We start from the raw sequence: 21,106 nt of genomic DNA, 5'->3' as shown, positions 1-21,106 counted from the left end.
TTCGGGCGGATCATGCGACATTAAACCCAGAGTTCAAGCCGTCTGCCTGGCTGCAACGTGGCGGGCGCGGATAACGGCCCACAGGCCGATCGCGACCATTGGCAGGGAGAGCACCATGCCCATGGTCAGCCAGTTCGTGCCAAGCAGATAGCCGAGCTGCTCATCAGGCTGGCGGAAGAATTCGACGAAAATGCGCGAGAAGGCGTAACCGATGACGAAGACGCCGCTGACGGTGCCGGGCTTCTTCAGCGCCAACACCCAGCGCGTGAGGATGAAGAGGACGGTGAAGAGCACGATGCCCTCGATGCCGGCTTCATAGAGCTGGCTGGGGTGGCGCGGATCAGGGCCGGCAGGGCAGACGCCCTGGTGAGCGGCTATGATATGCGGGCTGCAGAAAACCATCGCCCAGGGCACATCGGTGGTCCGGCCCCAGAGCTCGCCGTTGATGAAATTGGCGATACGGCCGAAGAAAAGACCGATCGGGGCAACGGCGGCGACGATATCGAACAGGCTCCAAACCGGAATCTTGTTGCGATTGGCAAACAAAATCATGGCGATGGTCGTGCCAATCAATCCACCGTGGAAAGACATGCCGCCATTCCAGACCTCGATGGCGCGGATCGGATTGGCGAGCACCGGATCGAGGTCGTAGAACAGGATATAGCCGATGCGTCCGCCGAGCACGATGCCGAAGGCGACCCACAGGATGAAGTCGTCCAGATGCGCACGCGTCATCGGCGCTGTGTCGTTCAGCCAGAGCTTGCCATTGTCGACCAGTCGTCTCGCATAAAACCAGCCGAGCAGGATGCCAGCGACATAGGCGAGGCCGTACCAGTGGATCGACAGCGGCCCGAGCGAAAAGGCGATCGGATCGATATCCGGAAACGGCAGGATGGCGGCGAGGTAGGCGGATGTCAGCAAGATTGTCGGGTCCGTTAGAGCATGATTCCCAAAGCTATGACGCAGCTATTGGATAAGAGCATGCTAAATCCAATGTGCGCGGAACATGGCGTTCGCTACTGAAACGGTCAAGTCGATTATTCGTGTGTCCCGCACCACGGCACCGGTTGTCCCGCTCTATCTCAATTTGCTTGCATCGAACCCTCGGAAATCTTACCTCAGATCTATCTGGCCCCATCTATGATGCCGTCCATTTTCGGGGCCGACGGCCGTAAGGAGATCACTATGAGCACTGGACCGAACCGTATCTTGGATGAATTCGCCAAGCTGATGACCGATGCCGCCGGTGCTGCCCAGGGCGTGCGCCGCGAGATCGAAACGGCGTTCAATGCCCAGGCCGAGCGTTGGCTGAACAGCCTGGATATCGTCAAGCGCGAGGAGTTCGAAGCCGTTCGCGAAATGGCAATCAAGGCGCGCGACGAAAACGAAGCGCTGCTTGCAAGAATCGAAGCGCTGGAAGCGCGTCTTTCCTCCGAAGGCAAGTAATCGCAATTAATTTTGCGAGAAATCGGCGCGGCACGCGTCTGCCGCGCATTTTTCCTCTAAAATTTTCGACAGTTTTTCCACCTGTGGACACTGGCAAAAAAGCCAATCGTCAGAGTCAGTTATGACTCCCTTCTGAATAGACATCGGAAGAGCTGTCCACAGCGCCCTTCGCCAAAATCTCCGATGAGGGGCTGGCATGCCGGGCATGCCGTTATACACTGATTTTAAATGATGATTCGAAACGGACTTGGTAAGCTCCGGGCAGGGTGGATGCGTTAGTCTGGCGGCCGTTCAACATCATCCCGAGTATGTTTCCGGAGTAAAACTGTTTGCGTTTTTTCAGTGTTCGAGCACGGGGAAGCTGCATTCATTCCGGTCAAGAAGGTGCTGCATGAGCCTTATGGAAATGGAAGTCGAACGACAGTCGAATCCGGTCGATATGATCGAGTTCGTGGCCGCCAATAATGACTGGTCGTTCGAGCGGTCCGGCGAGGATGAAATCGCCATGACCGTCGAAGGCCGGTGGACCGATTATCATGTCTCCTTCTCCTGGATGGAGGAGTTCGAGGCGCTGCACATTGCCTGCGCTTTCGACATCAAAGTTCCCGATCCGCGCGTCAACGAGGTCATCAAGCTGCTGTCCTGCATCAACGGCCAGGTGCTGATGGGACATTTCGATCTCTGGCGGCAGGAGGATATCGTGATCTTCCGGCAGTCGCTGCTGCTTTCCGGCGGCGCCGAGCCGACCAACCGGCAGGTGGAAGTGTTGCTGTCCAATGCTCTTGACACCTGCGAAGCTTACTATCAGGCTTTCCAATTTGTAGTGTGGTCCGGCCTTGACGCAAACCGCGCCATGGAAGCCGTGCTTTTCGAAACCGTGGGCGAAGCCTGATATGGCAACTGAGGCATCATCGAGCGCTTTCGCATCCTCCGATCCGATCATCCTGATCGGGGCCGGCAACATGGGCGGCGCTCTGTTGACGGGTTGGCTGAAGAACGGCGTGCCGGGTTCCTCGGTGACCGTCGTGGATCCCAAGCCGTCCGAGGCGATGCTGAAGTTGATCGCCGATGCCGGTGCGAGCCATGTTACCAGCGTTCCCGCAGGTGTGACCGCCGGCGTTCTCTTCATCGCCGTCAAGCCGCAGGTCATGGAAGATGTATTGCCGCCATTCAAGGCGTCGATCGGGCCGAATACGGTGGTGGTGTCGATTGCTGCCGGTAAGACATTGGCTTTTCTTGAAAATCATCTCGGTGAAGCGGCGATGGTGCGCGCAATGCCGAACACGCCGGCCATGGTTGGCCGCGGCGTTACCGGTGCGTTTGCCAATGCCAAAGTCGGCGAGCGCCAGCGCCAGTTGGTGCAAAATCTCTTGAAGGTGTCCGGTCCGGTCGAGTGGGTGCCAGCGGAGGCCGATATCGATTCGGTAACGGCCGTTTCCGGCAGCGGACCGGCTTATGTCTTTTATCTCGTCGAGTGCATGGCGGAGGCGGGCCGGAAGCTCGGCCTGCAGGCGGACCTCGCCATGCGTCTCGCACGGGAAACTGTCGCGGGGGCTGGTGAATTGTTGCATCAGTCCCCCGATGACGCTTCGCGACTGCGTCAGAACGTGACGTCTCCCGGCGGAACGACTGCCGCAGCCCTTGCCGTTCTGATGGCGGAAGATGGCATGCAGCCTCTCTTCGATGAGGCGCTGGAGGCAGCGCGCAAGCGCGCGCAGGAATTGGCCGGTTAAATTTTCCAGAGGGTGTGCCTATGGCGGAAGAGATCACCTATGGCGATTTCGAGCGCGTGGATATTCGTGTCGGGACGATCATCGAGGCGGAGCCTTTTCCCGAAGCACGCAAGCCGGCCTTCAAATTGAAGATCGATTTCGGACAGGAGATCGGCATCAAGCGTTCCTCGGCGCAGATCACCGTGCATTACACGCCGGAATCCCTCATCGGCCGCCAGGTCCTCGGCGTTGTCAACTTTCCGCCGCGCCAGATCGGTCCCGTCCGCTCCGAAGTGCTGACCCTTGGCTTTGAGGACGAAGCCGGCGCGATCGTGCTTGCGGCCGTGACCCAGCCGGTGCCGAATGGCAGGAAGATGATGTGATCTTACCTTCTCTCCGCTTGGGAGAAGGTCTTACGTTAATGAATATCCCGCGACACCGGCTCCGATACAATGAAATCCAGAAACTCGGCTTCGAAACCATCGCGTTGCGGTGAGCAGAAGACGGGGCCGATGGCGACGTCTTCCAGCGTAGGGTCGAACCAGGCGAGGCGGGCCATGCGCCACTCGTTCATCTTGTCGGTGCGGTATTGAACGAAAAGCGCGTCGCCGTTGCGCGTCACCCGCGCCGACATGGCGTCAAACTCATGATCGAGCCGGAAGGCAGACCAATCGGAATTGCCGTCTGTGACCACAACGCTGAAATGCTTGGCGTCGTCGGTATATTCGATCCCGCATTTCATCCAGTGCATGTCGTCATGGCGGACCATGAGGCCGGCCTGGTCGTAGAGTTCGCGATAGTGGCCGATGAAAGTGATCTCGGCGGTGAAGTCGCCATGCCAATGTCGACCGAGGAAATGGCCGTCGTCGCGGTGGAAGCCGTAATAGGTTCCCTGCCAGAAATCCGTCTTGTCGCCGGAGCGGACGATGAGCCGGCCGTTATTCATTTCCCAGGCCGGCGGCAGATTGAGCCAATGCATGTCGTTGATGTCGATCGGCATGCAATGTCCTCTCTTGGGTCCTCAAGCGGGAATGCGGATGGTGGCGCGCAGGCCACCCAACGGGCTGTCGCCGAGCGTGACATTGCCACCGTGGCTGCGAGCGATATCGCGGGCAATGGCAAGGCCGAGGCCGGTGCCGGAATTGTCGAGATTGCGCGCCTCGTCCAGCCGGAAGAACGGCTTGAACACATCCTCTCGCGCATTGACGGGAATGCCGGGGCCGTCGTCGTCGAAATTAATCGTCAGCCATTTGGGGCTGTGCTTAGCTTCGATACGTAGCGTGTGTGCATAGCGGCGCGCATTGGAGGCGAGGTTTGTCACCAGCCGTGTGAAGGCATTCGGACGGACGGAGATTTCATTGTCGCCATCGATGGAAAAGCTCATGGATTTGCCGTGCAGCGAGAAGTCCTGTTCGACCTTGTCGAGGATATCGCTGAGCCGCAGCTTGCCTACATCCTCTTCCGCCTCGCCCCGGGCGAAGGCCATATAGCCTTCCAGCATGCTCTGCATGTCCTCGACGTCCTCGCTGAGGCCGACAAGATCGGGATTGTCGCCGACAAGGGCGAGTTGCAGTTTGAAGCGCGTGAGCACGGTGCGCAGGTCATGGCTGACGCCGGACAGCATCGCCGTGCGCTGTTCGATCTGCCGTTCGATGCGCTCGCGCATCAGGATGAAGGCGAGACCGGCGCGGCGCACTTCGTCGGCGCCGCGCGGCGAATAGTTCTCCAGCCGCTGGCCCTTGCCGAAACTCTCGGCGGCCTGCGTCAGCGCCAGGATCGGCCGGATCTGGCCGCGCAGGAACAAGACGGCAATGCCGATCAGCACCAGCGATGTGCCGACCATCCAAAGAATGAAGATATGCGTATTCGAGGCGTAGGTCTGGCTCCGCTTGGCAAAGACGCGCAGCACCTTGTCCGGCAGTTTGATGCGGATTTCGACGAGGCTCGAATTGCCGACCGTGTCGACCCAGTAGGGGAGATTGATCTGGTCGCGGATTTCGTCGCTCAAGATGCCATCGAGAATCGAAAAGAACGGCTTCTCGCGCGGCGGCGGCAGTTCGCCGCCCGGCTCGATGGAGATGGCGAGGTCGAGCTTTTGCCGGGCCATCTGCGCGACCTGGGAATAGTCGGCATCCTGCGGATAGGTTTGGATGATGTCGATGACGGCGGCGATGTCGCGGGTGGTGGCCATCGACAGGCGTTGCGTCACCATCTGCCAGTGGCGCTCCATGAAGACGATGGTGACGACCGCCTGCAGGATGATCATGGGCAGGATGAAGATCAGCAGCGTACGCGCATAAAGGCCGGTCGGCAGTCGTCGCCGCCACCAGCGCGAAAGCCAGCGCATGCCATTGGAGGGCATGTGCTCTTGGTCGCGTCTGATCGAGTCGAATGTCACCATCGCCGCTGATCCCAGGGAATTGAAATTAATCTATGCTCAGCCGATAGCCGATGCCGCGCACCGTCTGCAGCCAGATGGGGTTGGCCGGATCGTCCTCGATCTTGCGGCGCAGGCGGTTGATCTGCACGTCTATGGTGCGCTCGCCGACTTCGGCGTCGCTGCCGATCAGTTCGTGGCGGGGAATCGTGTCGCCGGCGCGCTTGGCAAAAAGCAGCATGATTTCCTGCTCCCGGTCGGTCAGGCGGATGAGCTCGGAGGCCTTTTTCAGCTCCTTGCGGGTCAGCGAGAAGGTATAGGGGCCGAACATTACCTGTTCGATCTTCGGCGCATCGGCCGGCGCGTTGCGGCGCAGGATATTGTTGATGCGCAGCACGAGTTCGCGCGGATCGAAAGGCTTTGGCAGATAATCGTCGGCGCCGGCTTCCAGTCCGGCGATCCGGGCTTCGGACTCGGCAAGGGCGGTGAGCATGATGATCGGAATGCTCTTGATGGCGCGCAGGCTTGCCGTCAGCGAGATTCCGGATTCGCCGGGCATCATCACGTCCATGATGATCAGGTCGAAATCGAGCCCTTCGAGCTTACGGCGGGCCTCTGCGCCATCGGCGGCGGCCGTCACCCGGAATCCCTTTTCCATGAGATAACGGTTGAGAAGGGCGCGGATACGCGTGTCGTCATCCACGACCAGGAGGTGCGCTGCATCGTCCGAAATTGCTGTTTTTGTTGTCATTCAATCCGTCTCGATCTTGTTCTATCCGTTTGATTGAGATGGTCTTATCCAAAACCCCGCTTTGCGGCTCTTCGGTTCGAGACCATGGCTCAGTCCTGCATTCCCCTCAGGAACCTTTTGACGCTTTCGCGCGTCGCATCGGACGCGCCTTCGAATGCCCGTTCAATACGGCGCGATTGCGGCTCGGCCAGCGCCAGTGCCAAATCGCGGCCGGCTTGTGTCGGATAGAGCTTGCGCTGCCGACGATCCTCAGGCCCGGCCACCTGATGAATATACCCTGAATCGATCAATTGTTTGAGAACCCGCGCCAAACTCTGTTTGGTGATCTTCAATGTTTCCAACAGGTCCGCAACCGTCATGCCGGGTTCGCGGTTAACGAAATGGACGACGCGGTGATGGGCGCGACCGAATCCGCTCTTGTCCAGAATCTGGTCGGGATCGGACACGAAGTCCCGATAGGCAAAGAAAAGCAGCTCGATAATCTCGAAATCGATGATCCCCGCATTCTCCATCGGCGTCGCCAGCAGCTCCGGTTTTACTGCTTTTGGGCTCGTCAGTCGTGGCACCTTGGCATTTCCTTTCCTATTTTGGGGCAATCGGGAAACTTACGCAAAAATATGTCAGCTTTATTGACGTATTTTTGCGCCGCTGCTAGTTTTCGCCGATCTTGCGCCGCCCGGACGGATATGGCCATATTTGGAAACTAAGCCCGGCTGCGCAAAACTCCAACACGTCTCATATTTTCCCCACTTCCATCGTGGATAATGCGTAATGGGGACAACAATCAACAGTCATGGCGTCCGGGCGCCGGAGGAGAAGCAAGATGGCATCGGTTCCTTTTGATCAACTGGATGGGGAGATCTGGTTCAACGGCGCATTCGTGCCCTGGAAGGACGCTAAGATTCATGTGCTGACCCATGGTCTGCATTATGCGAGCGCAGTTTTCGAAGGCGAGCGCGCCTATGGCGGCCGGGTCTTCAAGCTGACGGAGCACAATCAGCGTCTTCACAAGTCCGCCGACATTCTCGGTTTCAAAATTCCCTACAGCGTCGCCGAGTTGGATGCGGCGACAATCGAACTGCTGAAACGGCAGGGCTTTTCCGAGGCCTATGTGCGGCCGATCGCCTGGCGCGGCAGCGAGATGATGGGCGTTTCCGCCCAGAACAACCGCATCAATGTCGCGATCGCGATCTGGCAATGGGGCAGCTATTTCAATCCGGCCGAAAAGCTGAAGGGTATCCGCCTCGACATCGCCGAGTATCGCCGCCCCGATCCGAAGACCGCACCTTGCGCCTCCAAGGCCGCCGGCCTCTACATGATCTGCACCATCTCCAAACATGCGGCCGAAGCCAAGGGTTATGCCGACGCGATGATGCTTGATTATCGCGGCCAGGTGGCGGAAGCGACGGGCGCCAATATCTTCTTCGTCAAAGACGGCGTCATCCATACGCCGACGCCGGATTGCTTCCTGAACGGCATTACGCGCCAGACGGTGATCGAGCTTGCCAAACGTCGCGGATTGCAGGTTATCGAACGGGCGATCATGCCGGAAGAGTTGCCCGATTTCAGCGAATGTTTTCTGACGGGCTCGGCGGCGGAAGTGACGCCGGTCTCGGAAATCGGCCCCTATCGGTTCACGCCGGCATCGATCAGCGAAACGCTGATGAACGATTACATGAAGGAAGTGTATCCGACCGCGGCTGCCGCCGCATAAGACCTTAGAATAGCCCGTAAAAGCCGGGTGTGGCTGGTCCGCCCCGGCTCCTGTTCTATCCGACACCTCGTCTTATTTCCGGCCGAGAACTGCGCCGACGATCGCCGAGAGCACACCACCGGCGATGAGCGCGGAGATGCCCTGTGCGATAATGCCCGTCAGCGCTTCGCTGCCGATCAGGTTGAGGATGAGGCCGCCGCCCAGACCGCCGACGGCGCCGGCAATCGTCCTAGCGACGAGATTGATCCCTTCCTGCTTCAGGGCGGCGCTGGCCGCGTTACCGCCGATTGCGCCGGCGATCAGTTGTGTGATGATTGGCCCCAGACTTTCCATGATTACCTTCTCCCCCTTGTCCCGGAAGCCCTTTCCGGAATGCCCTCTGCCACATCCCTGCTCATGCCTGGGGAGTGGCGGTAATCCTCGTCGATATTAGGAATACATCATGTATCGGCCGGTGAAAACAGGAAGGCAACTCATACGGGAGAATTCTGCAATAATCGGCGGGAAAGTCCGCGCAAAAAGAGCGGCGGCCCTTTGGCCGCCGGCGATTTTGAGGAATGTCGATTAGTGGCCGTGAATCATTGATACACGTAGACGATGCGGCGGGTATTCGGATCGACCAGCACTGGCTGGCGGTTCACTTCCACGTAGCTGTATTGATAATCCGGGATACGGTGGATGACGACGCTTTGCGGCAAGGTGGCGCCGACCACGACGTTGCCGCGCAGGCGCACGGTGTTGACCCGGTTCTGGGTAATGTAGGTGCGGACTTCCGCCGGCGGGGCGACGGCATCGACCTCACTGACCGGGCCGATCAGCTCGTCGTCCGGTGAGGGGGAAACACTGCCCGTCGTCGCCTGATCAGTTTCGGTATAGGTAATCGTCGGTACGCCGAGCTGACTGTAGTGCTCCTCTACGACCACCGGATTGCCGTTCTGCTCAACGCTCAGGGCCTCGGCGTCCACCCAGCCGCGCATGCCATTGACATCGATGCGGCACCAGCTACTGCCTTGGATGCAGCCGTCGAGGGTCGCTTCAGAGCCGCGGGTTGCCATGCCGACACTCGGGTACTGCGGACCAGGGCCGGTGCGCACGTTGAGATCGGTCGCAGTTGTCGCCGACATCTGCGCTTGCGCGAGCCCGGCACTGCCCAGGAGCACAAGGCCCGTCAGCAGCAAGTTTCTCTTTGCGAACATTGGTTTTCTCCTCTGCTTTGGCAGCCTACCTGTGCAAACGCTCGCAGGGGCGGAGGGTTCCGCTGCGCTGTTTTGCAGTCTCGGCATTTTCCGGGGAGGAGGGGCTGTTTTGCCCGGTGTTTGGGATTATATCGGCGGGATATGCATTCAACAGACGAGGCGCTTCCCATGGGCATGCTCCAGGCCGGCATCATTCCGGTGACACCCTTCGAACAGAACTGCACCATCTTGTTCGATCCGGAAACGAAGGAGGGAGTCGTGGTGGATCCCGGCGGTGACGTCGATGTTATCCTGCAGACGGTGCGCGAAAATGGCATCGTGCTGAAGGCGATCTGGCTGACGCATGGTCACATCGACCACGCCGGCGGCGCCGACGAACTTCGGGAAGCGCTGGGTCTGGAGGTCATCGGCCCGCATGAGGATGATCGCCCGCTGCTGCAGGATATCGAGGCGAAGAGCAAGATGTTCAACATCGAGGGCGTTCGCAACGTCGTGCCGGATCGTTTCCTGAAGGACGGTGACAAGGTTTCCTTCGGCGAACATGAGTTTGAGGTCTTCCATTGTCCCGGCCATGCCCCGGGCCATGTCATCTATTTCAACAGAACGCAGAAATTCACCCATGTCGGCGACGTGCTGTTTCACGGCTCGATCGGCCGTACCGACTTGCAGGGCGGCAATCACCAGCAGCTCTTGGAGTCGATCCGCGACAAAGTGTTTCCGCTGGGTGACGATGTTGGCTTCATCTGCGGCCACGGCCCCGGCGGCCAGATCGGCGAAGAGCGGCGCACCAATCCCTTCCTGCGGGGGCTTTGACGCCAAAACAAAAGCGCCGCTCGATGGCGGCGCTTCCTTTCGAGACATCAGCTTGCACAGGGATTAATTGGCTGTGCAGAAATGCCGCATGCCGTCATAGCCGAGATAGGTACCGCTGCGGCCGTCGAAGCTGCTGTAGCGGTCGTAGCAATAACGCATCCATTGGGACGACCAGGGGCGCAGGCCGACGGGCTGCGGTGCGTAATAGCCGACATCACGCTCGACATAGACGCGGCGCGGTGGCGCGCGATAGTAATAGGGCGCGGGCGCCGCATAGTCGGGATCGACGTAGACCGGATCAGGTTCGACATAACGTGGTTGGCTGGCAATTGCGGAGCCGACGATGAGGCCGGTGGCGAGACCTGCCGCGCCAATTGCCCAACCTTCCCCGTTGTGATGATGCCAACGGTCATCGGCCGAAGCGGTAGACATGGATGTCAGCGTCAGGGCTGCAGCCATGGCGGACATAAGGAGGGATTTGCCGAGCATGTTCATGAGTCTGTCCTCTAAGGGGAACCGGAAGACCGTAGTTCCCAATCTTTATGGAGGACACACTAGACACGGCAAGCTGAATGCAGACTGAATGATAAAACCCGGCATCACTGCCGGGCTTCAACTCGAATGACAGCCGTAAGGCGCTCTCAGCCGGCAATCTGAAGATTGACAGCCTTCGGTCCCTTGCCGCGGCGATCCGGTTCCGTGTCGAAGCTTACCTTCTGATTTTCTGACAGTCCTGCCAGACCAGAAGCCTGTACTGCGGAAATGTGCACAAAGATGTCCGCGCCACCCTTGTCCGGTTTAATGAAACCGAAGCCCTTATCGGTATTGAAAAACTTTACAGTGCCAGTCTCGGCCATGCCTCAGGTCCTTTTCTCTCTGCCCACCATCCACACGGGCAGCATTGCTGTATTGCCCTTGCGGGCGCTTGCAGGCAGTTCTCGCAATTTGAAGGAAAAGGTCCCCTATACCTCGGCGTGGTTTCGAAGCGAATTCGCGCATCGTTTCTCAACCAAGCTGACCGGAATAATTTAGCGTTTCCGGCGCGCAACTTTATTAAGGACTTCCCATGCTCTAAAAATGCCCGAACAGCGCTGAGAGTGCTGTGTTTATCGGGAATTGGCAAGCAAAAGTTTTTTAACGTGTTCCGGAGAGCACACTGCCGTAATGCAAGTGTGTTAGCGCGAATCGCAAATTTTCCCACGCCGACAACTAGTTTCTAAGGTTTTTGTATCGTTTGCGATATAATTTTGGCGAAATTTTCCCAAATGATATAGCCAAAATCCATCTTTCGGATCATTCGAAAAAAATTCATTAAGGGCGGCGCAGAACAGCCATAACGCGTATTTTCAACAATTTTCACGCTGCGATGCTACGCCGCCGGACGAGTTCCGGCACCAACTCCACCGCAAGCATGGCGATGAACATCAGGGTGCAGCCGGCATAGCCCAGGGGTCCCATGGTTTCGCCGAGCAGCAGGCTGCCCAGCGAGGCGCCGAACAGGGCCTCGGAGGAGAGGAAGATCGCAGCCTGGGGCGCGGTTGTATAACGCTGGCCGATAAGCTGCAGCGCGAAGGCAAGACCGGACGAGAAGATGCCGACATAGAGGATTTCGCCCAGTGCTGCTTGGATGGCGGCGAAGCTGATCGGCTCGGCAATTACGGCGACCGCAAGGGCTGCGATCGCGGTAACCGCAAATTGCATGGCGGAGATTCCGAGCGGGCGGCCGGTTTCGCTGACGGAGGAGCCGGCGAGGGTGATCTGCGCTGCCCAGAAGAGGGCGCAGATGACGGTCAGGAAATCGCCGACCGTCAGCCGTGAAAAGGAGCCGCCGGACAACAGATATATCCCGCCGAGCGCTGTCAGCGCCGCCGGCCAGACGATCCAATGCGGCGGCCGGCGCAGGAAGACGACGGCGATCAGCGGCACGAAAACGACGTAGAGGCCGGTGATGAAGCTGGAATTGGTGACGGTCGTCGTCAAAAGCCCGATCTGCTGCGTTGCCGCTCCGCCGAAGAGCGCAACGCCGATGAGGAAGAAGGAAAGCCAGTTCCGGCGCGTCAGCGGTTTTTTGGCCTTGCGGTTTTCCATCCAGACAAAGGGCAGGACAACGATGGTGGCAACGGCGAAGCGCAGGCCGATGAACCAGAACGGCCCGATGGCTTTCATCGCCGTCGACTGCGCGACGAAGCCGCCGCCCCAGATGGCGGCAGCCAACAACAACACCAAATTCGCCTGTATGCGAGTCATCTGCATCCTACGGGAGGGGGAGGAAAGGGGAGACCGACCGTTAGCAGTTGCTTTTCCTCAGGGCAAGCACGAAGGCCATTAGCGGCGGCCTGCATTATTCCGCGGCCCTGGAAACACGCAGCAACGCGCCATCGTCTTCGTCCGTCGTGAGCAACAGCGCTCCGTCCGGCGCGACCACGACATCGCGCAACCGGCCGAATTCTCCGTCGAATATGCGTTCGCGTTCGGTCACTTTGCCGCTACTGTTGCGATCGAGACGGGACAGCAGCTCGAATTTCAGCGCTGCGACGAGGAAATCGCCTTTCCATTCTGGGAACATTTTGCCGCGATAGACGGCGATGGCGCCGGGCGCGATCGACGGGTCCCAATAGAAAAGCGGCTGTTCCATGCCTTTCTTTGCCGTACCGACGCCGATCTTGGTGCCGGTATAGTTGCGTCCATAGGAGATCACCGGCCAGCCATAATTCTTGCCCGCCTCCGGTGTGTTGATCTCATCGCCGCCTCTGGCGCCGTGTTCAGCCGTATAGAGCTTGCCATCGGCAGCATCGAAGGTAATGCCTTCGGGATTGCGATGCCCCTTGGACCAGATTTCCGGCAGGGCCTTTGCGCCATCCTTGAACGGATTGTCGGCGGGAATGCTGCCGTCAGCTCCGATATGGATGATCGAACCGGCATCGTCTTGGAAATCCTGGGCTCGGTCCTGTTCACCGCGGTCGCCGAGGCTGACGAACAGGCTGCCGTCCTTGGCGATTGCAATGCGCGAGCCATATTGGATGCTACCGCGCGACATCTTGTTCATCACAAAAATGCGCTTCACGTCGGTCAGGCGCCGTTCGTCCGGCGATAAGACCGCGCGGAAGACTGCCGTGCCGCTGCCGCCGCCGGCGGCGATGGAAGCGGTGAAATAGATGGTACGGTTGCCGGCGAATTTTGGATCGAGGGCGACGTCAAGCAAGCCGCCTTGGCCGCGGGCATAGACATCCGGCACGCCGGCGATCGGAGCCGACGTCTTGCCATCACGGATGACGCGCATCCGGCCCGGTCGCTCCGTCACGAGGTAGGCGCCATCCGGCAGCACTTCGACGGCCCAAGGATGGTCGAGGCCGCTCGCGATCGTCTCGATCTTCACCTTGACCTTCTGCGTGCCGATCGTCTTGACCGGATCGGCAAGGGCGGCGTTCGCCATCAGCAGCGCGGAAGCCGCAAGGACAGTGCAATATCCCGTTCTGTGAAGGCGCTTCAATCCGTCTCCTCCCTTCGATGAACTGTTTATGCAACGTGGGACGAGCGGATTGCTGTTCAAGGCGCGTTACGGCGAGGGTAACGTCTTTGTGTCCAGTAAAGCCGTTTGTTTGGCGGTGTCCACTAACTCGGCATCAAGGATATAACGCAGCGGCCCGCGCGTGACGGCGCCGAATGGCCAGCAGGTGGCGAGTGCCAGGTGACGACCGGGCGTGGCGGGATCGATGCCGTTCCGGTCCCATGGTGCGACACGGCCCTGACCGGCCCGGAAGGTGAGTACCCTACCGTCGCGGCGGGTGACTTCGATCAGATCGCCCGGTTTGATATCCTTCAGCCAGCGGAAATGTGTATCGCGATGGGCGGCAATGACGGCGGTGCCTTCTTCGCCCGGCTGTGGCGTATTCGTCAGCCAGCCAGGCCCGAAAGCTAGCGCTTGGCCGCTGGCGCCGGCAAGCACGATCGCTTCCGCCCCGATCCGGGGCGCGCGGACCTCGGCCTCGGTGGTGAAATCCGCCCAGGGCCACGGCTTTGCATCCTCGCCACGAAGCTCGGCGGCGAAGGCGCGTTTCAGCAGGATCTGCGCAAGCTCGGCTTTGGCTTTCATATAGAGGCCGTTGCCGAGGAAGGTCAGGCCTGTCACGGCAAGGGCGGCGATGCAGGCGAGGGCGAGCTTTTCGAGGCGTGTAAATGCCTTCTTCCCGAGGGGAGAAGAAGGGGAAAATGCAGTGCTTTCCCCTCCCATCACATCACCATCCAAAGACTCGGCGGCGCAGCAGCATCAGCCCCGCCGCGATCGCCGCGAAAACAAGTAAGGTCAGGCCGATCAGGATGTTCCGCTCGGCCGGTGTCGCAGTTTGCGGCAGGTTGACACTCGATGTGGCCTGGCGGGCGATCATGCCGGCGGTTGCGGGTGTCGGCGCGGCGGCAATCTGGCTTGCCAGCGCGGACTGTCGCCTTGCTGAGCCGTTCTTGGGAAGCATGGCGCCGTTAATATCGGCCTGATCTGCTTCAGCCTGTTCATCGGTCGTGCCGATCGGCTCGACCGAGGCCTTGCGTTCGCCGCTGGGCGCAGTGACCGGAGCTTCGCCTTCGCCGAAGACCTTGTCGAAATCCCAGCCGGCGGGCAAGTTGAGCGGCAGCTTGGCGGAACCAAGCGGCTGGTCGGTGGGGCGGGAGGGCGTGACGTCGACGGCGACCAAGCTGGTGACGCGTGAGACGAGGTGGTGGGCGAGTGCCACCGCTTCGACCTGCTTGTCCAGCGCTCCTTGATCCTGAATCTCATAGGCGCGAGCCTCGATATCGTCGATCTTGCGGCGCGCCCAAAGCTGCGAAATGCCTTTGCCTTCGGCGGCATTGGCGATGTCCATTTCGACGCGCCAGGGCTGGGCGCCGGTCTTGCCTGATATCTGCAGCTTGCCGTTCGGCTGTGCGTCGGAGAGCTCGGCTGTCAGCACCACCGGTTCACCGGTATAGAGGTCGGGCATCGGATTGGGTGTGATATCGTCAGCCTTGGCATTGTCGAAGCTGGCGGCAATGTCGGTCATCGCCGGATTTTCGAGCTTGGTGAACAATGCGCCCATGCGCTCGGCCACCTGATCCTGCGAACCGATTGCGGTATAGGTGCCGCGACCGACTTCGGCGGCCTTGGTCATGAAGTAGGTGTTCGGTGCGGAGCCGATGCCGACGGTGAAGACGCGGGCTTCGGCGCGGTTCTGGCTGATCGCCTGAAAGAGTTGCTGCTCGTTGCCGATCGCGCCATCGGTCAGAAAGACGACCTGGCGGAGCGCGCCATTGGCGATCGGTCCCTGATTGCGGAGTGCATCCGACAGGGCCGGGAGCATTTCCGTGCCACCAGCGGCGGTCAGGCCATCGACACAGGCGATCGCCTTTTCCCGGTTATCCGGTGTGGCGGCGACGAGACCGTGGAAATAGTCGGTCATCGTGTCGTCGAAGCGGATGACATTGAAGCGGTCGCCGGGTTGCAGCTTGGAGATCGCAAGCGCCAGGCTGGCGCGGGCTTGTTCGATCGACTGGCCGGACATGGAGCCTGAATTGTCGATGACGAAAACCACCTCGCGTTTCGGCCGCTCCGTCGTCGCATCCGGTGCCGTCGGGGGCGTGACGAAGGCGAGCAGATAGGTCTTGCCGTCCTTCATTTCCCGGAAGAGGCCGGCGCTCGGCGTCTTGCCTGGAGCCGCCTTCCAGCTCAGCTCGAAATCGCGATCGGCAGGCACGGAGTCGCCTTTCAGCGAAATCGCACGGTTCTGTTCGCCGTTCTCAGTGATATTGATCTCGTGGAAGGCGGACTTTACCTCGCCGAGCGGGAAGCCGGCCTTGAGGTTGACGGTCAGCGATACCGGATTGATCTTGGCATTTTCACGCGGATCGAGAACTGGAGCTTCGATCTTCTCTCTGTTCGGCACCGGGTCCTGCGGCACGGCAAAGCCGGTGCCATTGTTGAACTCGACGCTCTGAACGATCGGCTGCGGGTTATAGCGCGGCGCGACGACCATCGGGAAGCGCAGCGAGAATTCGCCGGACGACTGATGGACGCTCTGTTGGTACTCGATCTGCATGACGACGGTTTCGCCGGGGCCGATATTGGCAACCTGATTGGTGAAGATGTTCGGCCGCTGCTGTTCGAGCAGGGCCGTCTTCTTGCCCTGGGCTTTGGCATCCTCATAAATCTGCCGGGCCTCCTGGCGCGGCTTGATCTGGCCTTCGATGAAGCGGTCGCCGATCTGCATGCGCAGCGTGTCGACGGCTGCATTGTCCGGCAGCGGGAAAACATAGGTGCCTTCGACCCAGCCCTTGCTCGGGTTCTGGAACCGCTGTGTAACCTTGACGCGGGAAACCGGGCCGGTGACGTCGATCTCGACATCCGTCTTCAGGCGCGGTGCCTCGACATAATAGCCAGGCTCCTTGGATGGGAAGAGCAGCGAGCCGCTGTTGACGTCGTTCGGGCGAACGAGGCCGGCGAGCTGCTGGCCGGATTGGCCGGCCTGGCCGGCGACTTCGGCGCGTGCGGTGGTGATGAGACTCAGCATCACGACCGCCAATGCGGCCAATGTTGTCATTGCGATCGAGAAGGAAGAGATGAGATTGCGCGCCCTAAGGCGCTCGGTTGTGCATTCGTCACCCAGAAACATGGCTACCCCCTGCGTTACTGGTTCCGATTGCACGATAAAAGTGTGAGAGGTGGGCTCCTTCAGGACCGAATTGCGGCGCCGTAAAGCATTTGTTAAGGCTAATTTGTGGCAATCAAGATGTATGACGATCTGTATGATTTTCGTGAAGAATTTCCGATGACTTGAGAGCTTGAATCAGCCGCTTCACAAAATGATTCAACCGCCGGGCAGAGCGTTCGCATCTGTCCGCCTTTCATTCGCTCCATTCAGCCGGAGCGTGTGGGTGAGCTTCGTTTCGGAAAATGGCGGGCGTATGGCAGCCCAACGATGACGTGTGGCGCGCCGTCTACGGCTTTCGAAATAACGTCACTGTGACGCCTTTGTGCTTGAAACAGCGGGCTACATTCGACATAGAGCTTAGCGCAGAAATCTGGTCCACAGGCTTTCTGCCCACTTCAACCGATTAGGACCGATCATCATGGCCTTTCTTGCCGACGCTCTTTCCCGTGTAAAGCCTTCTGCCACCATCGCCGTTTCCCAAAAAGCGCGCGAGCTGAAAGCAAAAGGCCGCGACGTGATCGGCCTCGGCGCCGGCGAGCCGGATTTTGATACGCCGGACAATATCAAGAAAGCCGCCATCGACGCGATCAACCGCGGCGAGACGAAGTACACGCCGGTCTCCGGCATCCCCGAGCTGCGCAAGGCGATCGCCGCCAAGTTCAAGCGCGAGAACAATCTCGACTATACCTGGGAGCAGACGATCGTCGGCACCGGCGGCAAGCAGATCCTGTTCAACGCCTTCATGGCGACGCTGAACGCCGGCGATGAGGTCATCATCCCGACGCCTTACTGGGTATCCTACCCGGAAATGGTGGCGCTTTGCGGCGGCACTCCGGTTTTCGTCGCAACGACGCAGGCGAACAACTTCAAGCTTCAGCCTGCCGACCTTGAGAAGGCGATCACGCCGAAGACCAAGTGGTTCATGTTCAACTCACCGTCCAACCCGTCGGGTGCTGCCTATACGCATGCCGAGCTGAAGGCGCTGACGGACGTGCTGGTCAAGCATCCGCATGTCTGGATTCTGACCGACGACATGTATGAGCACCTGACCTATGGCGAGTTCAAGTTCGCCACGCCGGTCGAGGTCGAGCCCAGCCTCTACGACCGCACGCTGACGATGAACGGCGTCTCGAAGGCCTATGCGATGACCGGCTGGCGTATCGGCTATGCTGCCGGCCCGCTGCAGCTCATCAAGGCGATGGACATGATCCAGGGTCAGCAGACCTCGGGTGCGACCTCGATTGCGCAGTGGGCTGCCGTCGAAGCGCTGAACGGTCCGCAGGACTTCATTCCGCGCAACCAGAAGATCTTCGAAGGCCGCCGCGATCTCGTCGTGTCGATGCTGAACCAGGCGAAGGGCATTTCGTGCCCGGTTCCGGAAGGCGCCTTCTACGTCTATCCGTCCTGCGCCGGCCTGATCGGCAAGACCTCGCCGACCGGCAAGGTCATGGAAACCGATGAAGACTTCGTCTCGGAACTCCTGGAATCGGAAGGCGTAGCCGTCGTCCACGGTTCGGCCTTCGGCCTCGGCCCGAACTTCCGCATTTCCTACGCGACTTCGGAAGACCTTCTCGAAGAAGCTTGCCGCCGCATCCAGCGCTTCTGCGCGGCCTGCAAGTAAGCAGTCGAAGATAAGTCAAATGAAAGCCCGCCAAAGATGGCGGGCTTTTTACGTTCAGGCCGATGGCTTCGGGTTCATCAACTGATTCAAGTGCTTCGCAATTTGAGTCCGCCCGTCGGTGCAAGTCATTGAAATTATAGTCAAAGCCCCAATCCCGTCAGCATGATGAAGGTGGCGAAGAGGATGAAGTGGGTCATGCCTTCGATGGCATTGGTCTCGCCATCGTTGAGATTGATCGCGGCGGCAATCAGGGTGATCATGATCATCACAGTCTGTACCGGCGACATGGCCATGATGAAGGGCTGGCCGGTATAGAGCGCGATCGCCTCCATGACCGGCACGGTCAGGATGACGGTCGAGAGCGAGGCGCCCATGGCGATGTTGATGGTCGCCTGCATGCGGTTTCGTAGTGCCGCGCGCAGTGCGGTCAGGATTTCGGGGGCGGCGGAAATGGCGGCGACCACAATGGCGGCAATCGCCGGCGGCGCGCCACTATCCCTTAGACCGACATCCATGAAAGCTGACATGAACTCGGCAAGCCCGCCGATCAGCACGACGCCGATCAGGATCGTGACGATGGAGGTCGCGGTGGCATCTTCGCCATGATGATCCTCCTGCGCGCCATGTTTCTTCTCGGCGCGCGGATAGCTGTAGCTGAAGAAATAGCTGTGCTGACCGACCTGCATGCGCAGGAAGAGGCCGTAGAGCGCGATCATCGCCACGATGGTGAAGGCGGAGTAATAGTGCCATTTCACATCGGGGATGAACTCCGGCACGATCATCGAAATGCCCATGGCCGTTAGGATCATGACGCCGTAGGTCTTGCCGGAATCGTCGTTATAGGGCTGCTCGCCGTGCTTCAGGCCGCCGATCAGCGCCGCAAGGCCAAGGATGCCGTTGATGTCGAGCATGACGGCGGAATAGATCGTATCGCGCACCAGCGTCGGCGAGCTTTCGCCGCCCATCAGGATTGCCAGCATGATCACTTCGACGGCGACGGCCGACAGCGTCAGGATCATCGTGCCATAAGGATCGCCGACTTTCGTCGCCAGAATCTCGGCGTGGTGGGCAACGCGCATCGAGACAAGTACGATGGTTGCAATCAATGCGGCGGTGGCCAACAGGGATGCGACCCGCCCCATTTCTAGCAACGTATGCTCACCGAGATAGGCGATTACAGCGATTGCAAACGCGATGATCAGGAACTTTTCCTGCTTCAGCCAGCTCGATATTGCCAAGTCCTCACCTTTCGCACGGATTCACTTTCTCAGTCTAAATCAATGATTTCGCACATCAAGCATGCGCGGAGATGACAAGATTTGCAGTCCGCGCCGTTTAATGGAATACTGTCTCGATCGGTCTGCCCAACCCAATATCGCGGCATCCTTGCAAATCGTCTCAGATGGACCGCGGTCCTGCCGGGTAGTACTCGGATCCGAAGGTCTTGGCAGATGAGAAGGAGGCTGTGAATGGTCAAGGTCACTTACGAAATTGTGCCACATGATGGAGGATGGGCATATCGTTTCGGCGACGTCTATTCCGAGGCATTTCCGACTCATTCCGAAGCAGTGGAGGCGGCCAGGATCGTGGCGGCCGAGCAGCAGGTCGGCGGCGATTCGGCCGAGATCAGTTGGCAGGACGAGCGTGGTAAATGGCACGAAGAATATACCGATGGCGGCGACCGACCGGAAACTGAGGTTGTCGACGGTAAGGTCCGTTTCCCGCCTGTCGATACGGCTCCCGGCGCCTAAACGTTATGGCCTGCGTGAAGCTGCCGGCCAATCGGGATCACACAGCACGAGTTCAACCGGATTGCTCGTCGTCATGATCTTTTCTGCTCTGTGTCGGTTTTGACGTAGTCCAGCAATCCGCTCACCAGTGCATCGAACGTCACGCGGCAGCGCGGTGACGTCTTCAGATTCTCATGCATGGCTACCCAGGTGTCGAGCGGTAACTCGATTTCGGGCAGCAGCCGGACAAGATCCTCATCCCTTTTCGCAAGCGGCATTTGGTAGAAGCTGATGCCGATGCCGGCGCGCAACGCGTTGTGCAGAGCGATGCTGTTATCCGACTTGAAGGCAAAAGAGATGCCGTCCAGCATGGGATAGCGCTTCAACATCGTGCGGATGTAAGCGGTCTGTCGGTCGAAACCGATGAGCTTGTGCTGGCGCAATTCCGCGATGCTTTTGGGTTCGCCGTATAGTTCCAGGTATTTGCGATGCGCAAACAAACCGAGGGAGATGGTGCTGATACGGCGGGCCAACAAGGCATCCTGCGTGGGCGCGACCATGCGTACGGCGATATCCGCTTCTCGCAGCAACAAGTCCTCCACCGCATCCGAGGCGGAGAGCTCGATAACAAGGTCAGAATGCGCGGCCTGCAGCGCCGCCAGGATCGGCGGTAATACTTCCACGCCGATGACCTCGCTGGCGCTGATGCGCACGGTGCCGCTGACCCTATCGTGTGCACCGGAAGCGACGCGGAGTAGGGCGGCGGTCGTGCTGGCCAACGTTTCCGCATAGGGGTCGGAGGGCGAGGGCAGCGTCCGTCGGAAGAAGGCCTTGTTGCGAGCGCGTGAAAAGCTCGGCGCCGACGGTTTCTTCCAGCGCGTCGATATGACGGCCGATGGTCGGCTGGGTCAGACCGAGATCCCGGGCGGCAGCCGAAAGCGAGCCGTGGCGGAGTACGGCGAGGAAGGTGCGATAGAAATCCCAGCTTGGTTCCGATGTCGTCATATATTTTTGTATATCATATCCAGATTTTTCGGCAATTTCGTTTATCGAAGCGTCGCGGCATAGT

General features: G+C 59.5%; 22 protein-coding genes and 1 pseudogene. 8 read left to right on the top strand and 15 right to left on the bottom strand.

Translation table 11 applies throughout. From position 1 onward, the window contains the following. Window positions 1-33 precede the first annotated feature (33 nt). A complete protein-coding gene (gene lgt / locus ACXHXG_RS09330; RefSeq protein ID WP_104823732.1) occupies window positions 34-921 on the bottom strand; it encodes a prolipoprotein diacylglyceryl transferase in 888 nt (295 codons plus the stop codon). Window positions 922-1,185: 264 nt separating this feature from the next. Between lgt and ACXHXG_RS09325 the strand changes: the two genes are divergently transcribed. The 4 genes from ACXHXG_RS09325 (at window position 1,186) to ACXHXG_RS09310 (ending at window position 3,541) form a co-directional block, all read left to right on the top strand. Beyond that, on the top strand, window positions 1,186-1,446 hold the full coding sequence (locus tag ACXHXG_RS09325; RefSeq protein WP_104825153.1) for an accessory factor UbiK family protein: 261 nt from the start codon (window positions 1,186-1,188) through the stop codon (window positions 1,444-1,446). A gap of 391 nt (window positions 1,447-1,837) precedes the next feature. Further along, the gene (locus ACXHXG_RS09320; protein ID WP_104823731.1) at window positions 1,838-2,338 is read left to right on the top strand and encodes a type III secretion system chaperone family protein; all 501 of its coding nucleotides are present in this window, start codon (window positions 1,838-1,840) and stop codon (window positions 2,336-2,338) included. Between the two features lies 1 nt (window position 2,339). Beyond that, window positions 2,340-3,179: a pyrroline-5-carboxylate reductase gene (proC, locus tag ACXHXG_RS09315; protein ID WP_104823730.1), complete on the top strand. Its 840-nt coding sequence runs from the start codon at window positions 2,340-2,342 to the stop codon at window positions 3,177-3,179. Window positions 3,180-3,199: 20 nt separating this feature from the next. Continuing rightward, a complete protein-coding gene (locus ACXHXG_RS09310) occupies window positions 3,200-3,541 on the top strand; it encodes a tRNA-binding protein (protein WP_457899113.1) in 342 nt (113 codons plus the stop codon). A 35-nt stretch (window positions 3,542-3,576) separates the two neighbouring features. On the opposite strand, the gene ACXHXG_RS09305 is transcribed toward ACXHXG_RS09310, so the two are convergent. From ACXHXG_RS09305 to ACXHXG_RS09290, 4 genes are all read right to left on the bottom strand, one after another. Further along, window positions 3,577-4,158 carry a DUF1349 domain-containing protein gene (locus ACXHXG_RS09305; protein ID WP_104823729.1) on the bottom strand — a complete coding sequence of 194 codons (582 nt, stop codon included), beginning with the start codon at window positions 4,156-4,158 and terminating at the stop codon, window positions 3,577-3,579. Window positions 4,159-4,179: 21 nt separating this feature from the next. Continuing rightward, window positions 4,180-5,559 carry an ATP-binding protein gene (locus ACXHXG_RS09300; protein ID WP_104823728.1) on the bottom strand — a complete coding sequence of 460 codons (1,380 nt, stop codon included), beginning with the start codon at window positions 5,557-5,559 and terminating at the stop codon, window positions 4,180-4,182. Between the two features lie 25 nt (window positions 5,560-5,584). Further along, a complete protein-coding gene (locus ACXHXG_RS09295; protein ID WP_104823727.1) occupies window positions 5,585-6,286 on the bottom strand; it encodes a response regulator in 702 nt (233 codons plus the stop codon). An 89-nt stretch (window positions 6,287-6,375) separates the two neighbouring features. Beyond that, window positions 6,376-6,852: a MarR family winged helix-turn-helix transcriptional regulator gene (locus tag ACXHXG_RS09290; RefSeq protein WP_104823726.1), complete on the bottom strand. Its 477-nt coding sequence runs from the start codon at window positions 6,850-6,852 to the stop codon at window positions 6,376-6,378. A 257-nt stretch (window positions 6,853-7,109) separates the two neighbouring features. On the opposite strand from ACXHXG_RS09290, the gene ACXHXG_RS09285 reads away from it, so the two are divergent. Continuing rightward, window positions 7,110-8,000 carry a branched-chain amino acid aminotransferase gene (locus ACXHXG_RS09285; protein ID WP_104823725.1) on the top strand — a complete coding sequence of 297 codons (891 nt, stop codon included), beginning with the start codon at window positions 7,110-7,112 and terminating at the stop codon, window positions 7,998-8,000. Between the two features lie 72 nt (window positions 8,001-8,072). On the opposite strand, the gene ACXHXG_RS09280 is transcribed toward ACXHXG_RS09285, so the two are convergent. Then, window positions 8,073-8,333 carry a hypothetical protein gene (locus ACXHXG_RS09280; RefSeq protein WP_104823724.1) on the bottom strand — a complete coding sequence of 87 codons (261 nt, stop codon included), beginning with the start codon at window positions 8,331-8,333 and terminating at the stop codon, window positions 8,073-8,075. A 245-nt stretch (window positions 8,334-8,578) separates the two neighbouring features. Then, on the bottom strand, window positions 8,579-9,196 hold the full coding sequence (locus ACXHXG_RS09275) for a DUF1236 domain-containing protein (RefSeq protein WP_457899112.1): 618 nt from the start codon (window positions 9,194-9,196) through the stop codon (window positions 8,579-8,581). 174 nt (window positions 9,197-9,370) lie between these two features. Here ACXHXG_RS09275 and ACXHXG_RS09270 point away from each other — a divergent pair, with 174 nt between their 5' ends. After that, the gene (locus ACXHXG_RS09270) at window positions 9,371-10,009 is read left to right on the top strand and encodes an MBL fold metallo-hydrolase (RefSeq protein ID WP_457899500.1); all 639 of its coding nucleotides are present in this window, start codon (window positions 9,371-9,373) and stop codon (window positions 10,007-10,009) included. A gap of 63 nt (window positions 10,010-10,072) precedes the next feature. On the opposite strand, the gene ACXHXG_RS09265 is transcribed toward ACXHXG_RS09270, so the two are convergent. The 6 genes from ACXHXG_RS09265 to ACXHXG_RS09240 all read right to left on the bottom strand — a co-directional run bounded on the left by ACXHXG_RS09265 (window position 10,073) and on the right by ACXHXG_RS09240 (window position 16,647). Then, window positions 10,073-10,504, bottom strand: a complete 432-nt coding sequence (locus tag ACXHXG_RS09265) for a BA14K family protein (protein ID WP_104823722.1) — start codon at window positions 10,502-10,504, stop codon at window positions 10,073-10,075. A gap of 146 nt (window positions 10,505-10,650) precedes the next feature. Then, window positions 10,651-10,866 (bottom strand): cold-shock protein, encoded by a 216-nt coding sequence (locus ACXHXG_RS09260; RefSeq protein ID WP_004116423.1) that lies wholly within the window; start codon window positions 10,864-10,866, stop codon window positions 10,651-10,653. A gap of 499 nt (window positions 10,867-11,365) precedes the next feature. Next, complete coding sequence (locus ACXHXG_RS09255) at window positions 11,366-12,256, bottom strand: DMT family transporter (RefSeq protein ID WP_457899111.1); 891 nt, start codon at window positions 12,254-12,256, stop codon at window positions 11,366-11,368. Window positions 12,257-12,350: 94 nt separating this feature from the next. Further along, on the bottom strand, window positions 12,351-13,442 hold the full coding sequence (locus ACXHXG_RS09250; protein WP_457899499.1) for a PQQ-dependent sugar dehydrogenase: 1,092 nt from the start codon (window positions 13,440-13,442) through the stop codon (window positions 12,351-12,353). A 123-nt stretch (window positions 13,443-13,565) separates the two neighbouring features. Continuing rightward, window positions 13,566-14,240 (bottom strand): class GN sortase, encoded by a 675-nt coding sequence (locus ACXHXG_RS09245; RefSeq protein WP_457899110.1) that lies wholly within the window; start codon window positions 14,238-14,240, stop codon window positions 13,566-13,568. A 4-nt stretch (window positions 14,241-14,244) separates the two neighbouring features. Then, window positions 14,245-16,647: a marine proteobacterial sortase target protein gene (locus tag ACXHXG_RS09240; protein ID WP_457899109.1), complete on the bottom strand. Its 2,403-nt coding sequence runs from the start codon at window positions 16,645-16,647 to the stop codon at window positions 14,245-14,247. A gap of 457 nt (window positions 16,648-17,104) precedes the next feature. Here ACXHXG_RS09240 and ACXHXG_RS09235 point away from each other — a divergent pair, with 457 nt between their 5' ends. After that, entirely contained in the window at window positions 17,105-18,307 is a 1,203-nt protein-coding gene (locus tag ACXHXG_RS09235; protein WP_457899108.1) for a pyridoxal phosphate-dependent aminotransferase, read from the top strand. A gap of 140 nt (window positions 18,308-18,447) precedes the next feature. On the opposite strand, the gene ACXHXG_RS09230 is transcribed toward ACXHXG_RS09235, so the two are convergent. After that, the gene (locus tag ACXHXG_RS09230) at window positions 18,448-19,545 is read right to left on the bottom strand and encodes a calcium:cation antiporter (RefSeq protein WP_457899107.1); all 1,098 of its coding nucleotides are present in this window, start codon (window positions 19,543-19,545) and stop codon (window positions 18,448-18,450) included. Window positions 19,546-19,776: 231 nt separating this feature from the next. Here ACXHXG_RS09230 and ACXHXG_RS09225 point away from each other — a divergent pair, with 231 nt between their 5' ends. Continuing rightward, on the top strand, window positions 19,777-20,058 hold the full coding sequence (locus ACXHXG_RS09225) for a DUF2188 domain-containing protein (RefSeq protein ID WP_104823716.1): 282 nt from the start codon (window positions 19,777-19,779) through the stop codon (window positions 20,056-20,058). A 71-nt stretch (window positions 20,059-20,129) separates the two neighbouring features. Here ACXHXG_RS09225 and ACXHXG_RS09220 read toward each other — a convergent pair. After that, a pseudogene (locus tag ACXHXG_RS09220) lies at window positions 20,130-21,042 on the bottom strand (LysR family transcriptional regulator). Window positions 21,043-21,106 lie beyond the last annotated feature (64 nt).

It is taken from the genome of Rhizobium sp. LEGMi-198b (assembly GCF_054114205.1).
Note: the sequence above shows the minus strand (reverse complement) of the source record. Positions and strands in the feature narration are given on the sequence as shown.

Bases quoted from the DNA above. Each gene is read 5' to 3' on its own strand.
- ACXHXG_RS09325 (WP_104825153.1), top strand. From the start codon at position 1,186: ATGAGCACTGGACCGAACCGTATCTTGGATGAATTCGCCAAGCTGATG.
- ACXHXG_RS09320 (WP_104823731.1), top strand. From the start codon at position 1,838: ATGAGCCTTATGGAAATGGAAGTCGAACGACAGTCGAATCCGGTCGAT.
- proC (WP_104823730.1), top strand. From the start codon at position 2,340: ATGGCAACTGAGGCATCATCGAGCGCTTTCGCATCCTCCGATCCGATC.
- ACXHXG_RS09310 (WP_457899113.1), top strand. From the start codon at position 3,200: ATGGCGGAAGAGATCACCTATGGCGATTTCGAGCGCGTGGATATTCGT.
- ACXHXG_RS09305 (WP_104823729.1), bottom strand. From the start codon at position 4,158: ATGCCGATCGACATCAACGACATGCATTGGCTCAATCTGCCGCCGGCC.
- ACXHXG_RS09300 (WP_104823728.1), bottom strand. From the start codon at position 5,559: ATGGTGACATTCGACTCGATCAGACGCGACCAAGAGCACATGCCCTCC.
- ACXHXG_RS09295 (WP_104823727.1), bottom strand. From the start codon at position 6,286: ATGACAACAAAAACAGCAATTTCGGACGATGCAGCGCACCTCCTGGTC.
- ACXHXG_RS09285 (WP_104823725.1), top strand. From the start codon at position 7,110: ATGGCATCGGTTCCTTTTGATCAACTGGATGGGGAGATCTGGTTCAAC.
- ACXHXG_RS09280 (WP_104823724.1), bottom strand. From the start codon at position 8,333: ATGGAAAGTCTGGGGCCAATCATCACACAACTGATCGCCGGCGCAATC.
- ACXHXG_RS09275 (WP_457899112.1), bottom strand. From the start codon at position 9,196: ATGTTCGCAAAGAGAAACTTGCTGCTGACGGGCCTTGTGCTCCTGGGC.
- ACXHXG_RS09270 (WP_457899500.1), top strand. From the start codon at position 9,371: ATGCTCCAGGCCGGCATCATTCCGGTGACACCCTTCGAACAGAACTGC.
- ACXHXG_RS09265 (WP_104823722.1), bottom strand. From the start codon at position 10,504: ATGAACATGCTCGGCAAATCCCTCCTTATGTCCGCCATGGCTGCAGCC.
- ACXHXG_RS09260 (WP_004116423.1), bottom strand. From the start codon at position 10,866: ATGGCCGAGACTGGCACTGTAAAGTTTTTCAATACCGATAAGGGCTTC.
- ACXHXG_RS09255 (WP_457899111.1), bottom strand. From the start codon at position 12,256: ATGACTCGCATACAGGCGAATTTGGTGTTGTTGTTGGCTGCCGCCATC.
- ACXHXG_RS09250 (WP_457899499.1), bottom strand. From the start codon at position 13,442: ATGGCGAACGCCGCCCTTGCCGATCCGGTCAAGACGATCGGCACGCAG.
- ACXHXG_RS09245 (WP_457899110.1), bottom strand. From the start codon at position 14,240: ATGGGAGGGGAAAGCACTGCATTTTCCCCTTCTTCTCCCCTCGGGAAG.
- ACXHXG_RS09240 (WP_457899109.1), bottom strand. From the start codon at position 16,647: ATGTTTCTGGGTGACGAATGCACAACCGAGCGCCTTAGGGCGCGCAAT.
- ACXHXG_RS09235 (WP_457899108.1), top strand. From the start codon at position 17,105: ATGGCCTTTCTTGCCGACGCTCTTTCCCGTGTAAAGCCTTCTGCCACC.
- ACXHXG_RS09225 (WP_104823716.1), top strand. From the start codon at position 19,777: ATGGTCAAGGTCACTTACGAAATTGTGCCACATGATGGAGGATGGGCA.